Raw genomic sequence first — 25,860 nt, forward strand, 5'->3', positions numbered from 1 at the left:
GGATCCGGTCCTCGCTCCGGTCGCCGGGCAGGTCCGGAACCAGTTCCGACCGGAGGTGCTTCGCGAGGGCGGCCGGCGTCGGGTAGTCGAATACTAGAGTGGCGGGGAGCCTTAGTCCGGTGACAGCGTTCAACCGGTTGCGCAGTTCGAGCGCCGTCAGCGAGTCGAAGCCGATCTCGCTGAACGCCCGATCGGCGTCCACCGCGTCCGCGTGGTCGAACCCGAGCACACCGGCGACCTGCGTCTGCACGATCTCGACGAGCACGGTTTCCCGTTCGCCGGTCTCGGACAGTCCGGCGAGGCGGTGCCGCAAGGCGTCCGCCGAACCGGCGTCGGTCTTCGTGATCCGGGCCCCGGGCACGCGAACCAGGCTCCGCAGGATCGCCGGAACGCCGCCCGGCCGCGTCCGCAGCGGCGCGACGTCGAGGTGTGCCGCTGCGATCATCGCCTCGTCGGTGCCGAGTGCCGCGTCGAACAACGCGATGCCGTCCGCAGCGGACAGCGGCGTCAGCCCGGCCCGGCGCATCCGGTCGAGCTCGGCCGTTTCGAGGTCGCCGGTCATCTCGCTGGCCTGCTCCCACAGTCCCCAGGCCACGGACAACGCCGGTCGGCCGAGCGCCCGGCGGTGCTGGGCGAGCGCGTCCAGGAAGGCGTTCGCGGCCGCGTAACTGCCCTGCCCCGGAGCACCGAGCACGCCCGCGAGGGAGGAGAACAGCACGAACGCACCGAGGTCGGCGTTCTCGGTCAACTCGTGCAAGTTCACCGCCGCGTCGACCTTCGGCCGCAGTACCGCCGCGATCCGCTCCGGGGTCAGCGATTCGACCACGCCGTCGTCCAGCACGCCCGCGGTGTGCACCACGCCGGTCAACGGGTGCTCCGCCGGAATCTTCGCCAGAAGTTCGGCCAGCGCTTCCCGATCGGCCGCGTCGCAGGCCGCGACGGTGACCTCGGCGCCGAGCGAACTGAGTTCCGCGACCAGGTCCTCCGCACCCGGAGCCGCGATGCCACGACGGCTGGCGAGCACGAGGTGCCGAACTTCGTGCGCGGTGACGAGATGCCGCGCCACCAACCCGCCTAGAGTGCCGGTGCCACCGGTGATCAGCACCGTTCCCGCCGGAGCGAATACCGGTTCCTGGGCCGCGGGCTTCGGGAGACGCCCGAGCCGCGGCACCTGGATGGTGCCGCCGCGCAGCGCCAATTGCGGTTCGTCGAGCGCGAGCGCGGCCGGGAGTTTCCGCAGCGAGGCGTCGTCGTCATCGAGGTCCAGCAGGACGAACCGGCCCGGGTGCTCCGATTGCGCTGACCGGACCAGCCCTCGCACCGCCGCGCCCGCCAGCTCGTCGGCCTCGCCACGCGTGACGAACACGAGCTGGGCGGCCGACAACCGCTCGTCCGCCAGCCACGACTGTGCCAGTGCGAGCGCTTCGCTCACGGCGGTGTGCGCGGACGTCGCCCCGCATTCGACCAGTACGAGATCCGGTATCTCGGTGAGCTCAGTCAATTCGGCGCACTGGACGACCTCGACGCCGCCGAGCCCGAAGAGGCCCTTCAACCGGCCGATCTGCTCGCCGAGCACCGCCAGCCGCGGCTTCCCGTCCACGGCGGCTCCGGACAGCTCCGTCCAGTTCAGCCGGAACAGCGAATCGGTGCCGTCCGGACGGGCGGCACGGACCTGACCGGCCGACACCGGGCGCAGCACCAGCGAGTCCGCCGACAGCACCGGTGCGCCGGCCCCGTCCGCGATCTCCAGCGCCACCCCGTCCGCACCGGCCGGAGTGATCTTGACCCGGAGTTCGGCGGCACCCGCCGCGAACAGCCGGAGACCGGTCCACGCGAACGGCAGCCGGGTCTCGCCCGGGCGCGGCTCGCCGGAAAGCCCCAGTGCGTGGAGTGCCGAGTCGAGCAGCGCCGGGTGGATTCCGAACGCACCGGTGTCCGCGGCCGCGTCGAGCCGGACCTCGCCGAAGATCTCGTCGCCGCGCTGCCACGCCGCCGTCAGGCCCTGGAAGACCGGACCGTAGTCGAGCCCGAATCCCGCCAGTCGGTCGTAGAGCCCGGTGACATCGACCGAAGCGGAATCCGGCGGCGGCCACGCGGCCAGATCGAACGACGGTGCCTCGGCCTCGGCGCGCACGACTCCAGTGGCGTGCCGGACCCACGCCTCGCCGAGATCGGCGTGCCCCTCGGTCCGGGAGTAGATGCTCAGCGAGCGGGCACCGTCCTCGTCGGCGCCGCCGAGCACGACCTGGAGCTGGACGCCGCCGGTTTCCGGGAGCACCAGCGGCGCTTCCAGGGTCAGCTCCTCCAGCCCGTCGCAGCCGACCTGGTCGCCCGCCTGAAGAGCGAGTTCGACGAATCCGGTGCCGGGGAACAGCACCGAGCCCAGCACGGCGTGATCGGCGAGCCACGGCTGGGTTTCCAGCGAAATCCGGCCGGTGAACAGCGTTCCGTCCGACTCCGGGAGACCGGTCGCCGCACCCAGCAACGGATGCCCGGCCACGGTCAGGCCGAGGCTGCGCACGTCCCCGCGCGCCGCGACTGTCTCCAGCCAGTAACGCTGTCGCTGGAAGGCATAGGTAGGCAAGTCGACTTTGCGCGCGCCGGTCTCCGCGAAGAAGACCTCCCAGTCGACAGTGCCGCCGTGGGCGAAAACCTCGCCAAGAGACGCGGTGAACCGGTCCAGACCGCCCTCGTCGCGGCGCAGCGTTCCCACCGCCGCCGCGGCGGTGTCGGTGGAATCGATCGTCTCCTGCAGCCCCGGCACCAGCACCGGATGCGGGCTGATCTCTACGAAGACGCGGTATCCGTCGGCCAGCAATCGCCGCGTCGCCTGCTCGAACTCCACGGTGTTGCGAAGGTTCCGGTACCAGTACCCGGCGTCCATCGCGGCGGTGTCGAGCGGTGCGCCAGTGACCGTGGAGCAGAACGGAATCTCCGCCGAGGTCGGTGAAACCGGGGCCAGCAGGTCCAGCAACTCCGCCTCGATCTGCTCGACGTGCGCCGAATGCGAGGCGTAGTCCACCGGAACCCGCCGGGCCCGGACACCGTCCCGCTCGCAGCCCGCGATCAGCTCGTCCAGCGCATCGGGGTCGCCGGAGACCACTGCCGAACCCGGACCGTTCACCGCCGCGACGGAGAGTCTCGGGTCAAGCCGTTCCCGCAGTTTCTCCACCGGCTCGGCGACCGAGACCATCCCGCCCTTGCCGGATAGCACCGTCAACGCCTTGCTCCGCAACGCAACGACCCGGGCACCGTCTTGCAGGGACAAACCTCCGGCCACCACTGCGGCCGCGATCTCACCCTGGCTGTGGCCGACCACTGCCGCAGGCCGGACACCGTGGGATTTCCAGACCTCGGCCAGTGAAACCATCACAGCCCACAGGACCGGCTGCACCACATCCAACCGCTCCAACGAAGCACCGTCACGAAGAAAATCAAGCAACGACCAGTCCACAAAGGACTCCAACGCCGCCGCGCACTCCGCCAACCGCTCCGCGAACACCGGACTCGACTCCAACAGACCCAGCGCCATTCCAACCCACTGCGAACCCTGACCCGGGAACACGAAGACCACGTCACCGGATCCCGCAGCCAAAGCCGCTGGCAACTCACCGTCGGCCACCGCGTCCACGCCGCGCAGCAACTCGTCCCGGTCCCGTCCCGCCACCGAGACCCGGCGCGCCAGCGCCGACCGGGTCGTAGCCAGCGAGAACGCCACATCCACCGTCGAGAAGTCCTCGTCCGCCCGAACCGACGCGGCCAGCTTCCGGGCTTGCTCCCGCACTGCCTCCGGCGTCGCCGCCGAGAGCACCCAGGGCACGACGCTCAGCTCGCGCCCCGGCTCGACCGCCGCGGAATCGTCCGGAACCTGTTCCAGGACAACGTGTGCGTTGGTCCCGCTGATCCCGAACGACGACACGCCCGCCCGGCGCGGCCGGTCCGTCCCCGGCCACTCCCGGGACTCGGCCAGCAGTTCCACCGCGCCCGCCGCCCAGTCCACTTGCGACGACGGTTCGTCAATGTGCAAGCTCTTCGGCAAAAGCCCTTGCCGCATCGCCAAAACCATCTTCATCACCCCGGCGACACCAGCCGCCGCCTGCGTATGCCCGATGTTCGATTTGATCGATCCCAGCCACAACGGCTGTTCGCGGTCTTGCCCGTAAGTCGCCAGCAGTGCCTGGGCCTCAATCGGATCCCCGAGCCGGGTCCCCGTCCCGTGCGCCTCGACAGCGTCCACATCGGACGTTCCCAGCCCGGCATTCGCCAGCGCCGCCCGAATCACCCGCTGCTGCGACGGACCATTCGGAGCCGTCAACCCATTCGACGCACCATCCTGATTAACCGCACTGCCACGCACCACGGCCAGCACCTGATGCCCGTTGCGTTGTGCGTCCGACAGCCGCTCCACCAGCAGCAGCCCAACACCCTCACCCCAGCCAGTGCCGTCCGCCGCCTCCGCGAACGGCTTGCACCGGCCATCCGAAGAAAGGCCACGCTGCCGAGAAAACTCCTTGAACAAGTCCGGCGAAGACATCACCGTCGCCCCGCCAGCCAACGCCAGCGAACATTCCCCCGACCGCAACGACTGCACCGCCAAGTGCAACGCCACCAACGACGACGAACACGCCGTATCCACCGTCACCGCCGGACCTTCAAAGCCGAACACATACGACAGCCGACCCGACAGCACACTGGACGCGTTCCCGGTCAGCAGGTAGCCGTCGACCTCGTCCGGGCTCTGGTCGAAGTCCCCGTACCCGGAGTAGCCCGCGCCGACGAACACGCCCGTTTTGCTGCTGCGCAACGACTCTGGCCTGATCCCCGCCCGCTCGAACACCTCCCACGACGTCTCCAGCAACAACCGCTGCTGCGGATCCATCGCCAGCGCCTCACGCGGCGAGACGCCGAAGAACAGCGGGTCGAAGTCGGCCGCGGCCTCGATGAATCCGCCTTCGCGGGTGTAGCTGGTGCCACGGTGGTCCGGGTCCGGGTCATACAGCGCTTCGACGTCCCAGCCACGGCCCTGCGGGAACCCGGAGATCGCGTCCGAGCCCGTAATGACCAGCTCCCACAGTTCCTCCGGCGAGCTGACCCCTCCGGGGAACCGGCAGCCCATGGCGACGATCGCGATCGGCTCGTCCGCGGCCGCCCCCGTCGAGGCGGCGACAACGACGTCGTCCTCCGCGCCGAAAAGCTCGGTCCGCAGATGCCCGGCGACGGCGAGCGGCGTCGGGTAGTCGAACACCGTGGTCGCGGGGAGCCGGATGCCGGTCGTGTTCTTGAGCCGGTTGCGGAATTCCACCGCGGTCAGGGAATCGAAGCCCATCTCGCGGAAGGCGCGGGTCACCTCGATCGACTCGGGCGATGGGTGGCCGAGGACGCGGGCGGTTTCTTCCCGCACGATCGCCACGAGCGCCCGTTCTCGCTCGTCCCGGGACAACCCGAGCAGCCGTTCGCGCAGCGCGGATTCGCCGACCCGGGAGCTGCCGGCGGCAGCCTTCCGGCGGGCAGGCCCCCGCACGAGCCCGCGGAACGCGGCAGGCACCTTCCCCGCCGACTGGTCCGTGATTGTCGCGAGGTCGACGGTCATCGGAGCGAGCAGTGCGCGATCGCTGCGCAAGGCCTGGTCGAACAACGCCAGCCCGTCCGCGTCGGAGAGCGGGAACATCCCTCCGCGAGCCATCCGGGCGACGTCCGCTTCGGACAGTTCGCCGACCATGCCGCGCGACCACGGACCCCACGTCACCGACACCGCCGGGAGCCCCTGTGCGCGACGCTGCTGGGCGAGAGCGTCCAGGAACGCGTTCGCGGCGGCGTAGTTGCCTTGTCCGGTGCCGCCGAGCAATCCGGCGACGGAGGAGAACAAGACAAAGGCGCGCAGGTCGTGCTCGCGGGTGAGCTCGTGCAGGATCAGTGCCGCGTCGGCCTTTGGGCGTGCGACGGTGTCGATCCGTTGGGGCGTAAGCGATTCGATGACCCCGTCGTCAAGAACACCAGCGGTGTGGACGACCCCGGTCAAGGGATGCTCAGCCGGAATCGCGTCCAGCAGCTCCGCCAACGCGGCACGATCCGCCGCGTCGCAAGCCGCCACCGTCACCACTGCACCGAGAGAGGCCAGCTCGTCGGTCAGCTCCGCCGCTCCAGGAGCGTCCTGGCCGCGACGGCTGGTCAGCACCAGATGCCGAATCCCGTGCGCAGTGACCAAATGCCGGGCCACCAGAGCACCCAGCGCGCCCGTACCGCCGGTGATCAGCACTGTCCCGTCGGGAGCCAGCTCGGCCGGAACAGTCAGCACCACCTTGCCCACGTGCCGGGCCTGGCTGACGAACCGGAAGGCGTCCTCGGCCCGCCGCACGTCCCAGGTCGTGACCGGCAACGGCCGCACCGCCCCGGACTCGAACAGCCCGACCAGTTCGGCCAGCATCTGCTGAATCCGTTCCGGTCCCGCCTCCACCAGGTCGAACGCCCGGTAGGCCACGCCCGGGTACCGGTCGGCGACCTGACCGGGCTCCCGGACGTCGGTCTTGCCCATCTCGAGGAACCGGCCGCCGCGCGGCAGCAGCCGCAAGCCCGCGTCCACGAATTCGCCGGCCAGCGAATCCAGGACCACGTCCATCCCGGCGCCGCCGGTCGCCTCCCGGAACTTCGCCTCGAACTCCACCGAACGCGACGACGCGAAGCGCTCGTCGGCGAACCCGTTGGCGCGCAACACCTCCCACTTGCCGGGGCTCGCGGTGCCGAACACCTCGGCGCCCCAGTGGCGCGCCAGCTGTGCCGCGGCCATGCCGACCCCGCCCGCGGCGGCCTGCACCAGCACCGATTCGCCGGGACGGAGGTCAGCCAGATCGCGCAGCGCGTAGTAGGCGGTCAGGAACACCAGCGGCGTCGCGGCCGCTTCCGCGAACGACCAGCCCGCCGGAATCCGCGTCACCAGCCGTTCGTCGGCCACCGCGACCGGGCCGAACGATCCGGCGAGCAAACCCATCACCCGGTCGCCGACCGCGAACGCGGAATCCGGACCCGCCTCGGTCACGACGCCCGCGCCTTCGATGCCCGGCAGACCGGCGTCTCCCGGGTACATGCCCAGCGCGTTGAGCACGTCGCGGAAGTTCACGCCCGCCGCTCGCACCGAGATCCGCACCTGCCCGGTTTCCAGCGGCGCCAGCACCTCCGGACACGCGACCAGCCGCAGGCTCTCCAGGGTCCGGTCCTCCGACACAGCGAGCCGCCACGGCTGCGCGGACGGCGGCACCAGGCCGTCTCCGGCAGGCACCCGAGTCAACCTCGGCGCCCGCACCACCCCGTCGCGCAACGCGAGCTGCGGTTCGTCAAGAGCCAGCGCCGCGGGCAGCCGATCGAGCGAAACCGCGCTGCCGTCCAGGTCGAGCAAGACGAACCGGCCCGGGTGTTCCGCCTGCGCCGAACGCACCAAACCCCACACCGCGGCCGCTGCCCGGTCCGGTACGTCCGCGTGCGGTTCAACGGCGACCGCACCACGCGTCACCACTGCCAGCCGTGAACCCTCCAGCTTTTCCTCGTTCAGCCACTCCTGGACCAGCGCCAGTACCTGCGCGGGCGAAGCACCGCTGGCGAACACCACCTCCGGTGCCGCCTCGCCCAGCGCCGCCACATCCGGATACCGGTCCGCCTCGATCTCTAGAGCCAGTCCGCCCAGCACTGCCCAGTCAACGGTCGCCTCAGCCGTGCCGCCGGGCGTTTCAGCCCACTCCACCCCGAAAAGCGAGTCCACGAACCCGGTCGAGCCGCCGAGCTGATCCGTCGAGACCGGCCGCAGCACCAGGGATTCGACCGATGCGACCGGTGCGCCGGTGCCATCGGCGAGGCGCAGGGCGACCGCGTCCGAACCGGTCGGCGTCAGCGACACCCGCAGCGCCGAGGCGCCCGAGGCGAGGAAGGCCACGCCGGTCCAGCTGAACGGGAGCCCCGCCGGACCTGCCTCCGGACCGGCCGGTGCCGCGCCCAGTGCGTGCAGGGCCGCGTCCAGCAAGGCCGGGTGCAGGCCGTAAGCACCCGCGTCGACGTCCTCGGGCAGAGCGACCTCGGCGAAGATCTCGTCGCCGCGCTTCCACGCCGAGGTCAGGCCCTGGAACACCGGGCCATACGCCAGGCCCACTCCGGCCAGTCGAGGGTAAAGATCCTCGACCGGCAAGGCTTCCGCATCCGCGGGCGGCCACGCCGTCAGTTCGAACGACGGCTCCGAGCCGCCCGGCGAAACCACGCCAGTGGCGTGCCGGGTCCACGGCTCACCCATGGCATCGGCGGTGTCCGGACGGGAGTGGACGGTCAGCGCCCGGCCGCCGGATTCGTCCGCCTCGCCCAGCGCGAGCTGAATCTGGACGCCGCCCCGCTCCGGCAGGACCAGCGGGGACTCCAGGACCAGCTCGTCCAGGACCGCACATCCGACCTGGTCGGCCGCGCGCACGGCCAGCTCCACGAAGCCGGTGCCCGGGAACAGCACCGAACCCAGCACCGCGTGCCCGGCGAGCCACGGCTGCGTTTCCAGCGACAGCCGTCCGGTGAACACGACCCCGTCCGAATCCGGCAGCACCAGCGCCGCGCCCAGCAACGGGTGGTCCGCGGACGCCAGCCCCAGCTGACGGGCCTCTCCGGTGCCCGGCGAGCCGCCGAGCCAGTAACGCCGTCGCTGGAAGGCATACGTCGGCAACGGCACCCGGCGCGCGCCGGTGCCCGCGAAGAACGCCGCCCAATCCACCGGACAGCCCACCGCGAAAAGTCCCGCGACCGCTTCGGTGAGCGCTCGCTCTTCGGTCCGGTCCTTCCGGGACAACGGGATCAGGACCGCGTCGCTCTCCGCCAGGGAGTCCTGGACCATCGCGGACAGCACGCTGCTCGGGCCGACCTCGACGAACCGAGTCACCCCGGCGGATTCGAGAGCCCGCACCCCGTCGCTGAACCGCACGGCGGCGCGTACGTGCCGAACCCAGTACTCCGCCGAGAACTCGGAGACGAGCTCACCGGACACATTGGACACCACCGGGATCCGCGGCGCGCGGTACTCGACAGTTTCGGCGACGCGACGGAACTCCGCCAGCATCCCGTCCATCAGCGGCGAGTGGAACGCATGGCTCACGCGCAACCGTTTCGCCTGCCGGCCCTGGGCCCGCCAATGCTCCACGACCTCCTGGACCGCGTCCTCGTCCCCGGAAACCACGACCGATCCGGGAGCGTTGACCGCGGCGATCGCGATCCGGGCTTCCCGCCCGGCCAGCAGCGGAAGCACCTCGGACTCGGCGGCCTCGACGGCGGCCATCGCGCCACCGGGCAGTTCCTGCATCAACCGGCCCCGCGCCGCCACCAGCCGCGCAGCGTCGTCCAGCGACAGCACCCCGGCGACGTGCGCCGCGGCCACCTCGCCGATCGAATGCCCGCCGACGAAATCCGGGGTCACGCCCCAGGATTCGAGCAACTGGGACAACGCGACCTCGACCGCGAACAGCGCCGGCTGGGTGTATTCGGTCTGGTCCAGCAACCTGGCCTCAGCCGAGCCGTCCTCGGCGAACACGATCTCGCGCAGCGGCCGTCCGAGGTGCCGGTCGAGCCGGGCGCAGACGTCGTCGAAGGCTTCGGCGTAGTCCGGATAGACCCGGTACAGCTCCCGGCCCATCCCCAGCCGCTGCGCACCCTGGCCCGCGAACAGGAACGCTGTCTTGCCCGCGGCCGCGATCCCTTCCACCAGAACGGGTTCGCCCGCGGCGAGGGTGTCCACTTCGGACAAGTGGTCGTCACCGAGGATGACCGCCCGGTGCTCCAGACCCGCCCGGCCGGTCGCCAGCGAGTAAGCGACGTCGGCGGGATGCAAGGCCGGTTTGGCACGGAGGTGCGCGGCGAGCCGTCCGGCCTGCTCGCGCAACGCCGCCCGGTCCTTGCCGGACAGCACCCACGGCAGGTCGCGCGGGACACGCTCCGTCTCGCCGGTTTCCTCGCCCTGTTCCAGGATCACGTGCGCGTTGGTGCCGCTGATCCCGAAGGACGACACCGCTGCCCGCCGCGGCCGGTTCTCTTCCGGCCAGTCCTGGGACTCGGCCAGCAGTTCCACCGCACCGACCGACCAGTCCACGTGCGGCGAGGGTTCGTCGATGTGCAGGCTCTTCGGCAGGACTCCGTGCCGCATCGCCAAAATCATCTTCATCACCCCGGCGACGCCCGCCGCCGCTTGGGTGTGCCCGATGTTGGACTTGATCGAGCCCAGCCACAACGGCTGTTCCCGGTCCTTCCCGTAGGTCGCCAGGAGAGCCTGCGCCTCAATAGGATCGCCGAGTTTCGTGCCCGTGCCGTGCGCTTCGACGGCGTCCACATCGGACGGTTCCAAACCGGCATTCGCCAACGCCGCCCGGATCACCCGCTGCTGCGAAGGACCATTCGGAGCCGTCAAACCATTCGACGCGCCGTCCTGGTTCACCGCACTGCCGCGCACCACCGCGAGCACCTCGTGCCCGTTGCGCCGCGCATCAGAAAGCCGCTCCACCAAAAGAAGCCCGACGCCCTCGCTCCACCCGGTGCCGTCCGCGGCTGCCGCGAACGGCTTGCACCGGCCGTCCGGAGCCAGCCCGCGCTGCCGGGAGAACTCGACGAACGTCCCCGGGGTCGACATCACCGTGACCCCGCCCGCGAGCGCGAGCGTGCATTCGCCGGACCGCAGCGATTGCGCGGCCATGTGCAGTGCGTACAGCGACGATGAGCACGCGGTGTCCACCGTGACCGCCGGGCCCTCGAGACCGAAGACGTACGAAAGCCGTCCGGACAGCACGCTGGTCGCGATCCCGGTCAGCAGGTGGCCGGCCACCTCGTCGGCCGTCTGGCCGGCCGCGTGCCCGTAACCCGAGTACCCGGAGCCGACGAAGACCCCGGCCCGGGTGCCCCGCAGGGACCGCGGGTCGATCCCGGCCTGTTCGAACGTTTCCCACGCCGTTTCGAGGAGCAGCCGTTGCTGGGGGTCCATCGCGAGGGCTTCGCGCGGCGAAATGGCGAACAGGCCCGGATCGAATTCGGCGGCGTCGCGGAGGAACCCGCCGGCGCGCGTGTAGCTCGTGCCCTGGTGGTCCGGGGCCGGGTGGTAGAGCGCGTCGAGGTCCCAGCCGCGGTCGGTGGGGAACTCGGTGATGGCGTCGACGCCGTCGGCGACCAGCCGCCACAGGTCGTCCGGCGTGGCCACCCCGCCGGGCAACCGGCAGGCCATGCCGACGATCGCGATCGGCTCGTCCTGTGCGACGACCGTCGGCACCGGTGCCGTGACCTGCTCTTGCCCGCCGAGGACCTCCTCGCGCAGGCAAGCCGCGACCGCGGTGGGGGTCGGGTGGTCGAACACCACAGTGGAGGGCAGCCGGACGCCGGTCGCTTCGGCGAGCCCGTTGCGGAACTCGACCGCCATCAGGGAGTCGAAGCCGAGTTCGCGGAACGGCCGCCCGGGGTCGACGCTGCCGGGACCGGGATGTCCGAGCACCTTCGCGGTCTCGGTGCGGACCAGCTCCAGCAGCGCGCTGTCCTGCTCGCCCGCGGTCAACCCGGCGAGCCGTCCGGCGAGCTGCGAGGCGCCGGAACCAGCGGACGGTTCGGCCAGTACCTGCCGCGCTTCCGGCAGGTCGGCCAGCAGCGGGCTGGGACGGCCGGAGGTGAACGCCGGGGCGAACAACTCCCAGTCCACGTCGGCGATGGCCACGGACGCCTCAGCCGACTGTTGCAGCGCCTCGATCGTGCGGCCGGGCGCCATCGGGGTCAGCCCGCGGCGGCGGAGCTGAACAGCCCCCTCCGCGTTGACCATGCCGCCGCCCGCCCACGGGCCCCAGGCCACCGAAGTACCGGCGAGGCCACGGTCGCGGCGCTGCTCGACCAGCGCGTCCAGGAACGCGTTAGCCGCCGCGTAGGCCGCCTGGTTGCCGCTGCCCCACACCGCGGCGATCGAGGAGAACACCACGAAGGCGTCCAGCCGCCGGTCGCCGAGGAGTTCGTCGAGGTTCGCCGCGCCGCGCATCTTGGCGGCCAGCACGTCGTGGAGGGTCGCCGGCGTACTCGCGGAGAACGGCGTCGCGTCCGGCGCGCCTGCCGCGTGCACGACGGCCGTCACCGGGAATCGGGCGAGCAGGTCTTCCACCGCGTCGCGGGAAGCCACGTCGCACGCGGCGATCGTCACCCGGGCACCCAACGCGGTCAGCTCGGCTTCGAGTTCGGCGGCACCGGGAGCCTCGCGGCCCCGGCGACTGGTCAGCACCAGATGCTCGACGCCCTCGCCAGCCAGCCATCGCGCCACGCGCGCGCCCAGCGCACCCGTGCCGCCGGTCACCAGCACCGTGCCCCTCGGAGCCCAGCCGTCGCCGTTGGCTGGCGCTTCGGCGCGCTCCAGCCGTCGCCCGAACACCCCGTCCGCGCGGATCGCCACCTGGTCCTCGTCGCCGGACAGCACCGCGTTCAACTGGGCGAGCACCGGCTCGTCCACTCGCTCGGGAAGATCGACCAGGCCACCCCACACCTGCGGGTGTTCCAGCGCCACCACGCGACCGAGGCCCCACATCGCCGCTTGCGCGGTGCTGGAGAGGGTGTCTCCGCGACCGGTCGACACCGCGCCCTGGGTCACGGCCCATAGCCGCGCGTCGCTTCCGAGGGTGGTCAGGGCCTGCGCGAGAGCGACCGTCGCCGCCAGTCCCGCCGGAACCTCCGGGTAGTCCGGCAGCGGTTGTTCGTCGAGCGCCAGCAGGGACAGCACGCCGGTGACCGGTCCCTCTTCCAGCGCCTGCCGCAGTTGGTCGGCGAGCCCTTCGGGAGTGTCGACCGTCAGACGGCGCGCGGGGAGTCCTGCGGTCCAGGCGGCTTGCCCCTCGGGGACGACGACCAGCCACTCCTCCGAGATGGTCTCGGCCATGGTGAGGGTGAGCGGCTTCCAGGTGATCCGGTAGCGCCACTGATCCACAGTGGACATATCGTCGTGGTGCCGCTTGGCCGGTTCCAGCCAATAGCTCTGCCGTTGGAACGCGTAGGTGGGCAGGTCGATTCGGCGTGCGTTGGCGCCTTCGAAGAACTGGGGCCAGTCCACCGGGGTGCCGTGGACATGAAGGGCTGCGAGAGCGTCGACCGCGGCTTTCGGTTCGGTCCGGTCTTTCCGCATGGCGGGGACCACGACGGCCTCGCCGACGAGGGATTCGTCGATCATCGCGCTTAAGGTGCTCGACGGACCGACTTCCAAGAATCTCCTGACACCGTTGGCTTCCAGGGCACGGACTCCATCACAGAACCGCACCGTGTCCCGCACATGCCGCACCCAGTAATCCGCGGAAAACTCGGTGACCAGCTCACCGGTCAGGTTCGAGACGACCGGGATCCGTGGTTGGCTGAACTCGATGCTTTCGGCCACTGCGCGGAATTCCTCCAGCATCCCGTCCATGAGATGCGAGTGGAACGCGTGACTCACCCGCAACCGTTTAGTCCGGAAGCCCTTGGTCTCCCAGCGCGACACCGCTTCCTCATCGCCGGAGAGCACCACCGAATTCGGCCCGTTCACCGCCGCGACAGACACGCCCGGGCCAGGCTCGATCTCATCCTCGGCAGCCTGCACCGCGAGCATCACCCCGCCCGAAGGCAGGGCCTGCATCAACCGACCCCGCGCCGCGACCAACCGCGCCGCGTCTGCCAACGACAACACCCCGGCAACATGCGCCGCAGCGAGTTCACCAATCGAATGCCCGCCGACGAAATCCGGAGTCACACCCCACGACCCGAAGAGCCGGAACAACGCCACCTCAAAAGCGAACAACCCCGGCTGCGCAAACCCAGTCTGATCAACCAGAGCCGGATCACTCACCGCATCCCGTAACGGCGAATCGAGATGCCGATCCAGCTCATCGCACACCTCGGTGAAAGCCTGAGCGAAAACAGGGAACTCCGACAGCTCCCGGCCCATCCCCGCCCGCTGAGAACCCTGACCAGAGAAAACGAAGGCCGTCCGTCCCTTGGCCGCCGTCCCGACGGAACCCCGGCCCTCGGCCAACGCCGCGACACCAGCCAGCAACTCGTCCCGACTGCCGCCCACCACCGCCGCACGACACTCCAGTGCCGCCCGGGTCACCGCCAGCGACCAGCCCACATCCACCGGCACCGCACTGTCCACACTGGACATCAGCCGACGAGCCTGCTCCCGCAACGCCTCCGGGCTCCGCGCCGACAACACCCACGGCACCACAGCCAATTCGCGACCAGGCTCCGCGACCGGCCCGTCCGGAGCCTGCTCCACGATCACATGCGCATTAGTCCCGCTGATCCCAAACGCCGACACCCCAGCGCGGCGCGGCTGCCCCGCCTCCGGCCACGGCCGCGACTCGGTCAGCAACTCGACCGCACCGTCCGACCAGTCCACATGCGACGACGGCGCGTCAATATGCAAGCTCTGCGGCAAAACCCCGTGCCGCATCGCGAGGACCATCTTCATCACCCCGGCGACACCAGCCGCCGCCTGGGTGTGCCCGATGTTCGACTTCACCGACCCCAGCCACAACGGCCGTTCGCGCCCCTGGCCGTAGGTCGCCAGCAACGCCTGCGCCTCAATCGGGTCACCCAGCGTTGTCCCGGTGCCATGCGCCTCAACGGCGTCCACATCGGACAGACCAAGACCGGCATTAGCCAACGCGGCACGAATCACCCGCTGCTGCGAAGGACCATTCGGAGCCGTCAACCCATTCGACGCACCATCCTGATTCACCGCACTGCCACGCACCACCGCGAGCACCGGATGCCCATTGCGCTGAGCGTCCGACAACCGCTCCACCAACAGGATCCCGACACCCTCGGAGAACCCCGCACCGTCCGCCGCGTCCGAGAACGACTTGCACCGGCCGTCCGAAGCAAGACCGCCCTGCCGCGCGAACTCCTCGAAAATCGACGGCGTCGACAACACCGTCACGCCACCGGCCAACGCCAGCGAACATTCCCCGGACCGCAACGATTGCACCGCGAGATGCAACGCCACCAGTGACGACGAACACGCGGTATCCACTGTCACCGCAGGGCCTTCAAAACCGAAGAAGTACGAAACCCGGCCGGACAGCACGCTCGCCGCGTTGCCGGTTCCCAAATGGGCTTGGCTTTCCGGTGGAGCCTCGCCGCCCACCCGGTACAGGTAGTCCTGGCCGTTCGTGCCCGCGAACACCCCGGTCGCACTGCCCCGCAACGAATCCGGCGCGATCCCGGCCCGCTCGAAAACCTCCCACGACGTTTCCAGCAACAACCGCTGCTGCGGATCCATCGCCAACGCCTCACGCGGGGAGATCCCGAAGAACCCGGGATCGAACTCGCCCGCGCCGGACAGGAAACCGCCCTCGCGGGAATACGGCTCGTCGAACGAATCGTCCCAGCCGCGGTCGGCCGGAAAACCGGAAATCCCGTCGGCGCCGGCGGCGAGCAGCCGCCACAGTTCGTCCGGCGAGGCGACCCCGCCCGGGAAACGACAGGCCATCCCGACGATCGCGATCGGCTCCCGCGCTTTGTCCTCGACCTCGCGCAGCTGTTCCCGAGACTGCCTGAGCTCGCCCATCACCCACTTCAGGTGATCGAGCAACTCCTGGTCATTCCCCATCGGTCAAACTCCTCGTCGAAGTCAAGGAAGGTTCGCGGGTCGCCTTGCTCAAGCGCGGCCGAACTCTTTCTGCAGAATCTCGTAGAGCTCGTCCTTGGTGGCCGAGGCGATGTCTTCCCCGGCGGCGGCCTGGTCGTGGCTTTCCTTCCAGCGCGCGAGCAGGCTCTGCAGCCGGGTGGTGATCTCAGCGCTCTCCGGTTCGCTGACGGCGGCGGCGAACAAGGCGGATTCGAGCCGGTCCAGTTCGGTGCCGAGCCGGTTCCCGGCGGAGTCGTCGCCGACCAGTTCGCCGTGCAGGTACTCGGAGACCGCGACCGGCGTGGGGTAGTCGAACACCACCGTCGCCGGCACCCGGATCCCAGTCGCCGTGCCGAGCGCGTTGCGGAACTCCACCGCGGTCAGCGAGTCGAAGCCGAGGTCGCCGAACGCGCGCTCCGGCTCGACGCGATCCGCCGACGGGTAGCCGAGCACCTTCGCGGTCTTTTCCCGCACCAGGGCGAGCAGAACGTCGAGCCGGTCGCCGACGGGCATGCCGGCGAGCCGGTCCCGCAGCGAGGACTCGTCGGCGACCTCGGTCCGGGTCTCGTCCGCCGCCCGGCGGAACTCGGGCAGATCGCTGAACTGCGGATTCGGCCCGGCCGCGATCAACGCGGGAGTCAGGAGTTCCCAGTCGATGTCCGCGACCGTCACCGAGGCCGTGCCACCCGCCACCGCGCGCTCCAGCGCCGTGATCGCCAGCTCCGGCGCCATCGGCGGCACCCCGCCACGCCGCAACCGGTCGGTGACGGCGTCGCTGCCCGCGGCCATGCCGCTGTCCGCCCAGGGTCCCCAAGCGACCGCGGTCGCGGCCAGCCCGGCCGCCCGCCGCTGCTCGGCGAGGGCGTCCAGGAAAGCGTTCGCCGCCGCGTAGTTGGCCTGCCCGGCACTGCCGACCACGCCGACGATCGAGGAGAACAGCACGAACATGCTCAGCTCGCGGTCCCGGGTGAGCTCGTGCAGATTCAGCGCGGCGTCCGCCTTCGGGCGCAGGACCGTGCCGAGTCGTTCCGGCGCAAGGGATTCCAGCACCCCGTCGTCGAGGACACCCGCTGCGTGCACGACGCCGGTAAGCGGGAACTCAGCCGGAAGCTCGGCCAGCAACCCCTCCAGGGACGCCCGGTCGGCGGCATCGCACGCCGCCACCGTCACCCGCGCGCCCAGCTCGCTCAACTCGGCTTCCAGCTCAGCGATCCCGGCAGCCTCACGACCCCGGCGGCTGGCGAGCACCAGGTGTTCGGCACCCCGCTCGGCCAGCCATCGGGCGATGCGAGCCCCGAGAGCACCAGTACCACCAGTGATCAGCACCGTGCCCGGACCCGGGACCCACTCGCCCGGGGCGGTGTCCGGTCGCGCGCGCCGCAGCCTGCGCACGAACACCCCGGATTCCCGCACCGCCAGCTGGTCCTCGTCCCCGGCCCCGGCCACGACGTCGACGAGGCGGCCGATCGCGCGGGCGTCCACCGCCTCGGGCAGGTCCACGAGGCCTCCCCAGCGTTCCGCGTGTTCCAGCGCGACCACACGGCCGAGTCCCCAGGTCTGCGCCTGGATCGGGTGGCTCAGCCGGTCCGGCCTGCCGACGGACACCGCGTCCGTGGTGACACACCAGATCCGGGGCTCCCCGGCGATCTTCCCGGCAGCCTGCGCCAGCCCCAGCGTCGCGGCGAGACCGTCCGGCACCGACGGCGACCCGGCCAGCGGAGTTTCGTCAAGGGCCAGCAAGGAAACGATGCCGCTCACCGGAGCCTCGGCCGCAGATTCGGTCAGCCGGGCGGCGATCGTCTCGCGGTCCTCGCCACCGGAGAGCGTCAGCGTGCGCACCCGCGCGCCGCGGCCGGTCAGTTCCTCGACCAGAGTGTCCGGCCAGCCGTCGGCGGGGAGCCTCGGCGGCAGCACCACGAGCCAGGTCCCGGTCAGCGGCTGTGCCTGCAGTTCGCTGGCCGGTTTCCAGGTCACCTCGTAGCGCCACTGGTCGAGCGTGGATTGCGTGCGATGCCGCTGGTGCCAGGACGACAGGGCAGGCAGCAACGCGGTCAGCGACGACTGTTCCGGCGTGCCGTCGAGCGCCAGTACCTCGGACACCGCGTCAGCGTCCTGCCGCTCGACCGCCGTCCAGAAGCTGCTTTCCGCTGTGTCGGCGGCGTCGGTTGTCTGGTCGGGGGATTCCAGCCAGTAGCGTTGGCGCTGGAAGGCATAAGTCGGCAAGTCAATCCGCCGCGCGCCGGTGCCTTCGAAGAACTGCTTCCAATCCACTGTGGAGCCGGTGGTGTACAGCGTGGCGGCGGCCTCGACCACTGCCTGTGCTTCAGAACGGTCCTTCCGCACCGCCGGGACCACCGTGGCGTCGGCGAGGAGGGATTCGTCGATCATCGCGGTCAGCGCGGGTGAGGGGCCGACTTCCAGGAATCTGGTGACACCATTGGCTTCCAGCGCACGGACCCCGGCACAGAACCGCACCGTGTCCCGCACATGCCGCACCCAATAGTCCGCCGAAAACTCGGTGACCAGCTCGCCAGTCAAGTTCGAGACGACCGGGATCCGCGGTTGGCTGAACTCGATGCCTTCGGCCACCGCACGGAACTCTTCGAGCATCCCGTCCATAAGATGCGAGTGGAACGCGTGACTCACCCGCAACCGCTTAGTCCGAAGCCCCTTCGACTCCCACTCCGACACCGCCTCCTCATCACCGGAGAGCACCACCGAATTCGGCCCGTTCACCGCCGCGACAGACACACCCGGACCAGGCTCCACCTCGGAAGCCTGCACCGCAAGCATCACCCCGCCCGACGGCAGAGCCTGCATCAACCGGCCTCGTACCGCGACCAACCGCGCCGCATCCTGCAGCGACAACACACCAGCCACATGCGCCGCCGCCAACTCACCAATCGAATGCCCGCCCACAAAATCCGGGCTCACACCCCACGACTCGAACAACCGAAACAACGCCACCTCAAAAGCGAACAACCCAGGCTGCGCAAACCCAGTCTGATCAACCAAACCCGGATCACCCAGCGCATCCCGCAACGGCGAATCCAGGTGCCGATCCAGCTCGTTACAAACCTCGGCGAACGCCTCAGCGAAAACCCGGAACTCCGACAGCTCCCGCCCCATCCCCGCCCGCTGAGAACCCTGACCAGAGAACAGAAACGCCGTCCGCCCCTTAACCGCCACACCGGTCGAACCACGGCCCTCAGCCAACGCCGCGATACCCGCCAGCAACTCGTCCGGCCCGGAACCCACCACGACCGCACGACACTCCAACGCCGCGCGTGCGGCCAGCGACCAGCCCACATCCACCGGGGCCGCACCGTCCACACCGGACGTCAAACGCCGAGCCTGCTCCCGCAACGCCTCCGGGCTCCGCGCCGACAACACCCACGGCACCACAGCCAACTCACGCCCACGCTCCGTCGCGGGCTCCTCGGCAACCTGCTCCACGATCACGTGCGCATTGGTCCCGCTGATCCCGAACGAAGAAACCCCAGCCCGACGCGGCCGATCCGCCTCTGGCCACGGCACGGCCTCGGACAGCAACTCCACCGCGCCAGCCGACCAGTCCACATTGGATGAAGGCGCGTCAATGTGCAGACTTTTCGGCAACACCCCGTGCCGCATCGCCAGCACCATCTTCATCACCCCGGCGACACCAGCCGCCGCCTGGGTGTGCCCGATATTCGACTTGATCGACCCCAACCGCAACGGCTGTGCCCGGTCCTGCCCGTAGGTCGCCAGAATCGCCTGTGCCTCAATCGGATCCCCGAGCCGAGTCCCCGTCCCGTGCGCCTCCACCGCGTCCACATCGGACGATCCAAGCCCAGCACTGGCCAACGCGGCACGAATCACCCGCTGCTGCGACGGACCATTCGGCGCCGTCAACCCATTCGACGCACCATCCTGATTCACCGCCGAACCACGCACCACCGCCAGCACCGGATGGCCGTTACGACGGGCATCAGACAGCCGTTCCACCAAAAGAAGCCCGACACCCTCGCCCCAGCCAGTGCCATCCGCCGCCTCCGCGAACGACTTGCACCGGCCGTCCGAAGAAAGACCGCCCTGCCGCGCGAACTCGACAAAGGTGTAGGGCGTCGACATCACCGTGACCCCACCGGCCAACGCCAGCGAACACTCCCCGCGCCGCAACGACTGCGCCGCCAGATGCAACGCCACCAACGACGACGAACACGCCGTATCCACCGTCACCGCGGGACCCTCGAAGCCGAACGCATACGCGACGCGCCCGGAGATGACGCTCGGGGAATTGCCGGTCAGCAAATGTCCCGCGACATCGCCCTGGTGCAGCTGCCCCGTCGTCTCGTAGCCCTGGTAGGTAGCACCGACGAACACCCCGGTGTCGCTGCCCGCGAGCGAGGTCGGGTCGAACCCGCCTCGTTCGAGCGCCTCCCACCCGGTCTCCAGGAGAAGCCGCTGCTGCGGGTCGGTCGCCAGCGCCTCGCGTGGGGAGATGCCGAAGAACGCCGGGTCGAACTGGCCCGCTTCGTGCAGGAAGCCGCCCTGGTCGGTGTAGCTGGTTCCGGGGCGGATCCCGTCCGGGTCGTACAGTCCGGCCACGTCCCAGCCGCGGTCGAGCGGGAAGCCGGACACCGCGTCGCCGCCCGAGGCGACGAGTTCCCACAGTTCTTCCGGCGAGCGGACGCCGCCCGCGTAGCGGCAGCTCATCCCGACGATCGCGATGGGCTCGCGATCCCGCTCCTCGACCTCGCGCAGCTGATCGCGAGCCTCGTGCAGTTCGGCGATGGACCGCTTCAGATACTCGCGGAGCTTGTCTTCGGCCGACATGAGGCCGTCACCTCCCTTTGCCAGGAAACGAAAAGGTCCGCCGACGACTCATCGGCCGGCACCGCCGTCGACCAGTGCGAAGAGCTCGTCGTCCGTCGCCTCGTCCAGCCGTTCCGCCAGCGAGCCGGCGTCCGGATCCGCTTGCGCGCCGGACAGTTTCGCCAGCAGCGCGGTCAATCGCGTCGCCACCTGGGACCGGCGGGCGCCGTCGTCCCCAGCGACCGCCAGGAGGGTGTTTTCCAGCCGGTCCAGGTCTTCGAGGGCGGCGCCGAGTGCGCCGCGCTCCTGCGCCTCAGTCAACTCGGTACGCAGGTATCGGGCCAGAACGGACGGTTTCGGATAGTCGAACACCAGCGTCACCGGCAACCGCAGCCCGCTGGCGGCGCTCAACCGGTTGCGGAGTTCGACGGCGGTCAGCGAATCCAGGCCCAGCTCCTGGAAGGCCCGGGTGTCGTCGATCGGGTCCGCGGGGTCGTAGCCGAGCACCGCGGCGGTGTGCGCTGCCACCAGTGCGATCAGCAGCGACTCTTGTTCTTCCGCGGACCGGCCGGTCAGGCGTTCCCGCAGATCGGCCTCGGAGACTCCCGACGCGGTTCGCACCGGGCCGCGGACCAGCCCGCGCAGCACCGCGGGCAGCGTGCCCGAACCAGCCTGCGTCCGCAGTCGCGCGGGCTCCAGCGCGGCCGGGACCAGCACCGCGGAACCGGCCGTGAGCCCGGTGTCGAACAGGGCCAATCCTTCGGCGAGGGAAAGCGGGGCGACCTGGCCTCGGGACACGTCGGTTTCGCGGTCCGTCTGGTTCCACGGTCCCCAGGCCAGCGACACCGCCGGGAGGCTCGCCGCGCGACGGGACTGGGCGAGCGCGTCCAGGAACGCGTTCGCAGCCGCGTGGTTGGCCTGCCCCGGTCCGCCGAGCACCCCGGCGGCCGAGGAGAAAAACACGAAGCAGCCCAGTTCCCGATCGCGAGTGAGTTCGTGCAGGTTCAGGGCGATGTCGATCTTCGGGCCCAGCACCGCGTCGAGACGGTCCGGGGTCAGTGAGCCGAGGACGCCGTCGTCGAGCACGCCCGCGGTGTGCACGACGCCGGTGAGCGGGTGCTCCGGCGGGATCTTCTCCAGCACGTTCGCGAGTGCGTGCCGATCGGTGGCGTCGCACGCGGTGATCGTCACGGCGGTGCCGTACGCGGCTAGTTCGTCCGCTAGTCCCCGGGCACCGGGGGCATCGATGCCCTGTCGGCTGAGCAGCAGCAGATTCCGGATCCCGTGCGCAGCCGCCAAATGGCGCGCCACCGCGCTGCCCGAAGCTCCCGTGCCGCCGGTGATGAGTACGGTGCCCTCCGGCTCGAAACCGGGTTCCCCAGCGACCGCGGACGCCCGCTCCAGCCTCGGCACTCGCACGACGCCGTCGCGCAGCGCGAGTTGTGGTTCGTCCAGGTTCAGCGCGGCAGGCAGCAGGTCGAGCGAACGGTCATCGAGGTCCAGCAGCGTGAATCGGTCCGGGTGCTCGGCCTGCGCGGAGCGCACCAGCCCCCAGACCACCGCCCCCGCGAGATCGTCAACGGCCGCGTCCTCCTCGACGGCGACCGCACCCCGCGTCACCACGACCAGGCGGGCGGCCGCAAGCCGCTCCTCAGCCAGCCACGACTGCAGCACCGACAGGACGGACTCGGTCGCCTCGCGCGCCGTGACACCGGGCGCGGATTCGACAAAAACCACGTCCGGCGGTCCGGTTTCCGCGATCGAGGCCAGGTCGCCGCGCTCGGCGTCGAGCCCGTCGAGCAGGCCGTGCGCAGGACCGGACACCGCCCACCGGGGCCGGGCCGGATCCGCTGCTGTCGACACCTCTGTCCACTTGAGACTGAACAGCGAACTGGCACCGTCCGGACGGGCCGCCCGCAGCGCCTCGGCGGAGATCGGACGCGAAGTCAGCGACCGCACCGCAGCAACCGGGGCACCGCCGTCATCGGCGATCTGGACGGAGACTTCGTCCGGCCCGGTCGGGACAATCCGCACGCGAAGCGCCGACGCACCCGTCGCGAACCGGCTGACCTCGCTCCAGGCGAAGGGGATCGAAGTCTTCTCGGCCTCGGAGACGAGAGCCGTCACGTGCAGAGCGGCATCGAGCAGCGCGGGATGGAGGCCGAACGAATTCGCTTCCACCCCCTCGGCAGCACGGACCTCCGCGAACAGCTCGTCGTCGCGCCGCCAGGCGGCAGCCAGCCCCTGGAAGGCGGGACCGTAGTCCAGCCCGGCGTCAAACAGTCGCTGATAGGCGTCCCCGACGTCGAGCGGAGTGGCGTTCGCCGGTGGCCATTCGCCAAGACCCGCCGACGGTTCCGGGGCGCTCACGGTCAGCACTCCGGTGGCGTGCCGCGTCCAGTTCGTGCCGAGTTCGTCGTCCGCCTTCGCCGAGTGCACGCCGACCGGCCGACGGCCCGCTTCCTCCGCGCCGACCACCACCTGGATCCGCACCCCGCCGCGCTCCGGCAGCACCAGCGGCGCTTCGAGGACGAGTTCCTCCAGCACCCCGCTGCCGACCCGGTCGCCCGCGCAGCCCGCCAGCTCGACCAGCACCGCCGCAGGCACCACCGTGCTGCCGAGCACCACGTGGTCGGCCAGCCACGGCTGGGTCTCCGCGGACAGCCGTCCGGTGAAGACGGTCTCCTCCGACTCCGGCAGCCGCACGGCCGCGCCCAGCAACGGATGCTCCGCGGGGACCAGGCCGAACGAACGCACATCGCCGACCGCGCCGGAAGCCCGCGGCCAGTAACAACGGCGCTGGAAGGCGTAGGTCGGCAAATCGATTCGCCGCGCACCGGTGCCTGCGAAGAACTGGTTCCAGTCCACGGGTGTGCCGTGCTGATGGAGCGCCGCGATGGCCTCTACTACTGCGTGGGTTTCGGGCCGGTCCTTCCGCGTAGCCGTGACCAGCACCGCGTCGACGGTCAAGCACTCCTGGATCATCGGGGTCAGTGCGCTGGAAGGGCCGATCTCGACAAACTTGGTGACACCGTTGGCTTCCAGCGCGCGAACACCGTCGCAGAACCGCACCGTGTCCCGCACATGCCGCACCCAATACTCCGCCTCGAACTCCGAGACCAGCTCACCGGTCAGGTTCGACACCACGGGGATCCGCGGCTTACCGAACTCAATCCCCTCGGCTACCGCACGAAACTCGTCCAGCATCCCGTCCATCAGATGTGAGTGGAACGCGTGGCTCACCCGCAACCGTTTAGTCCGAAGACCCTTCGACTCCCACTCCGACACCGCTTCCTCATCGCCGGAGAGCACCACCGAACCCGGACTGTTCACCGCCGCAACAGACACGCCCGGACCAGGCTCGATCTCGTCCTCGGAGACCTGCACCGCCAGCATCGCCCCGCCAGCGGGCAGCGCCTGCATCAACCGTCCCCGCGCCGCCACCAACCGAGACGCGTCCTGCAGCGACAACACCCCGGCAACATGCGCTGCGACCAGCTCGCCGATCGAATGCCCACCAACGAAATCCGGAGTCACACCCCACGACTCGAACAACCGGAACAGGGCCACCTCAAAGGCGAACAACCCCGGCTGAGCAAACCCAGTCTGATCAACCAGACCCGAATCACCCAACACACCCCGCAACGGCGAATCCAGGTGCCGATCCAACTCGTCGCAGACCTCAGCGAAAGCCTCAGCGAACACCGGGAAGGACTCCGCGAGTTCCCGGCCCATCCCAGCCCGCTGAGAACCCTGGCCAGAGAACAGCACCGCCGTCCGCCCGCGCGTCGCCACTTCTCCCTTGTCCACAGTGGACAGCGCAGTCAGCAACCCCGCGCGGTCCCCCACCACCGCGGCCCGGCGCTCCAGCACCGAACGGCCAGCCACCAGCGAAAACGCCACATCCACCGGCCGCACGCACGGCCGCGCGCGAACGTGCTCCGCCAGCCGCTCGGCCTGGTCCCGCAACGCCGCGTCGCTCTTCGCGGACAACACCCACGGCACCACGTCCATGGCCCGGCCCGGTTCTTCGGCCACCGGCTCCGGAGCCTGCTCCACGATCACGTGCGCGTTGGTCCCGCCGACCCCGAACGCCGACACTGCCGCCCGGCGCGGACGGTCTGACTCCGGCCACGGCACGGCCTCGGTCAGCAGCCGGACCGCGCCCACCGACCAGTCCACGTTCGCCGACGGCGCGTCGATATGCAGGCTCTTCGGCAACATCCCGTACCGCAGCGCGAGAACCATCTTGAGCACGCCCGCCGCCCCGGCCGCGGACTGGGTGTGCCCGATGTTGGACTTCACCGAACCCAGCCACAACGGCTGTTCCCGGTCCTTCCCGTAAGTCGCCAGCAACGCCTGCGCCTCAATCGGATCACCCAAGGTCGTGCCCGTGCCGTGCGCCTCGACAACGTCCACATCGGACAACTCGAGACCGGCGTTCTCCAGCGCCGCGCGAATCACCCGCTGCTGCGAAGGCCCATTCGGTGCCGTCAAGCCATTCGACGCGCCGTCCTGGTTCACCGCACTGCCGCGCACCAACGCCAGCACCTGGTGTCCATTGCGCTGTGCGTCCGACAGCCGCTCCACCAGCAACAAGCCCACTCCGTCGGAGAACCCGGTGCCGTCCGCCGCCTCGGCGAACGGCTTGCACCGGCCGTCCGGAGCGAGACCGCGCTGCCGGGAGAACTCCACGAAGGCGGCGGGAGTCGAGATCACCGTCGCCCCGCCGGCCAACGCCAGCGAGCATTCGCCGGACCGCAGCGACCGCACCGCCAAATGCAACGCCACCAGCGAAGACGAACAAGCGGTGTCCACGGTGACCGCCGGGCCTTCGAACCCGTAGACGTACGACAGCCGCCCCGAGGAGACCGCGCCCGAACTGCCGGTCAGCACATGGCCGTCGGCCTCCGAGTTCCCGGCGAATCCGTTGTCGTAGCCGGAGTGCCCGGCGCCGATGAACACGCCGGTCGTGCTGCCCCGCAACGAATCCGGTGCGATCCCCGCCCGCTCGAACACCTCCCACGAGGTCTCCAGCAACAACCTCTGCTGCGGATCCATCGCCAACGCCTCACGCGGGCTGATCCCGAAGAACCCGGCGTCGAACTCGGTCGCGCCGTCGACGAATCCGCCGGTGCGGACGTAGGACTTCCCGGACTTGTCCGGGTCCGGATCGTAGAGCTCCTCGACCGCCCAGCCGCGATCGTCCGGGAAATCGGTGAGCGCGTCCCGGCCCTCGCGCAGCAGCGCCCAGAACTCCTCCGGGGTCCGCGCGCCGGGAAGACGGCAGCCCAGGCCGACGATGGCGATCGGTTCGTGCTCGCCCTCGCGCAGTTCGCGCAACTGCCGGCGAGTGTCGTGGAGCTCCGCGGCCACTCGCTTCAGGTACTCGCGGAGTTTGCCGTCATTCGACATGGAACCCTGCCTTGTCCGGGGTCGGCTGGGAG

At 70.1% G+C, this 25,860-nt stretch carries 3 protein-coding genes (1 of these 3 cut by a window edge); all 3 read right to left on the reverse strand.

Annotated features, from left to right (window positions below):
- Tightly spaced (at most 48 nt apart), the 3 genes in view from ACZ7SW_RS38870 to ACZ7SW_RS38880 form a layout consistent with a single transcriptional unit that may run on beyond the window.
- Positions 1-15,598 carry the 5' portion of an SDR family NAD(P)-dependent oxidoreductase gene (locus ACZ7SW_RS38870; protein WP_470235362.1) on the reverse strand. The gene continues 215 nt to the left of window position 1, outside the view, so 15,598 of the gene's 15,813 nt are visible here — the first part of the coding sequence; its start codon is at positions 15,596-15,598; its stop codon lies off the left edge, out of view.
- Between the two features lie 48 nt (positions 15,599-15,646).
- Positions 15,647-20,434: a type I polyketide synthase gene (locus ACZ7SW_RS38875; RefSeq protein ID WP_470235363.1), complete on the reverse strand. Its 4,788-nt coding sequence runs from the start codon at positions 20,432-20,434 to the stop codon at positions 15,647-15,649.
- A 48-nt stretch (positions 20,435-20,482) separates the two neighbouring features.
- Positions 20,483-25,828 carry an SDR family NAD(P)-dependent oxidoreductase gene (locus ACZ7SW_RS38880; protein ID WP_470235364.1) on the reverse strand — a complete coding sequence of 1,782 codons (5,346 nt, stop codon included), beginning with the start codon at positions 25,826-25,828 and terminating at the stop codon, positions 20,483-20,485.
- Positions 25,829-25,860: the final 32 nt, after the last annotated feature.

The organism is Amycolatopsis sp. NPDC114484 (assembly GCF_055633755.1).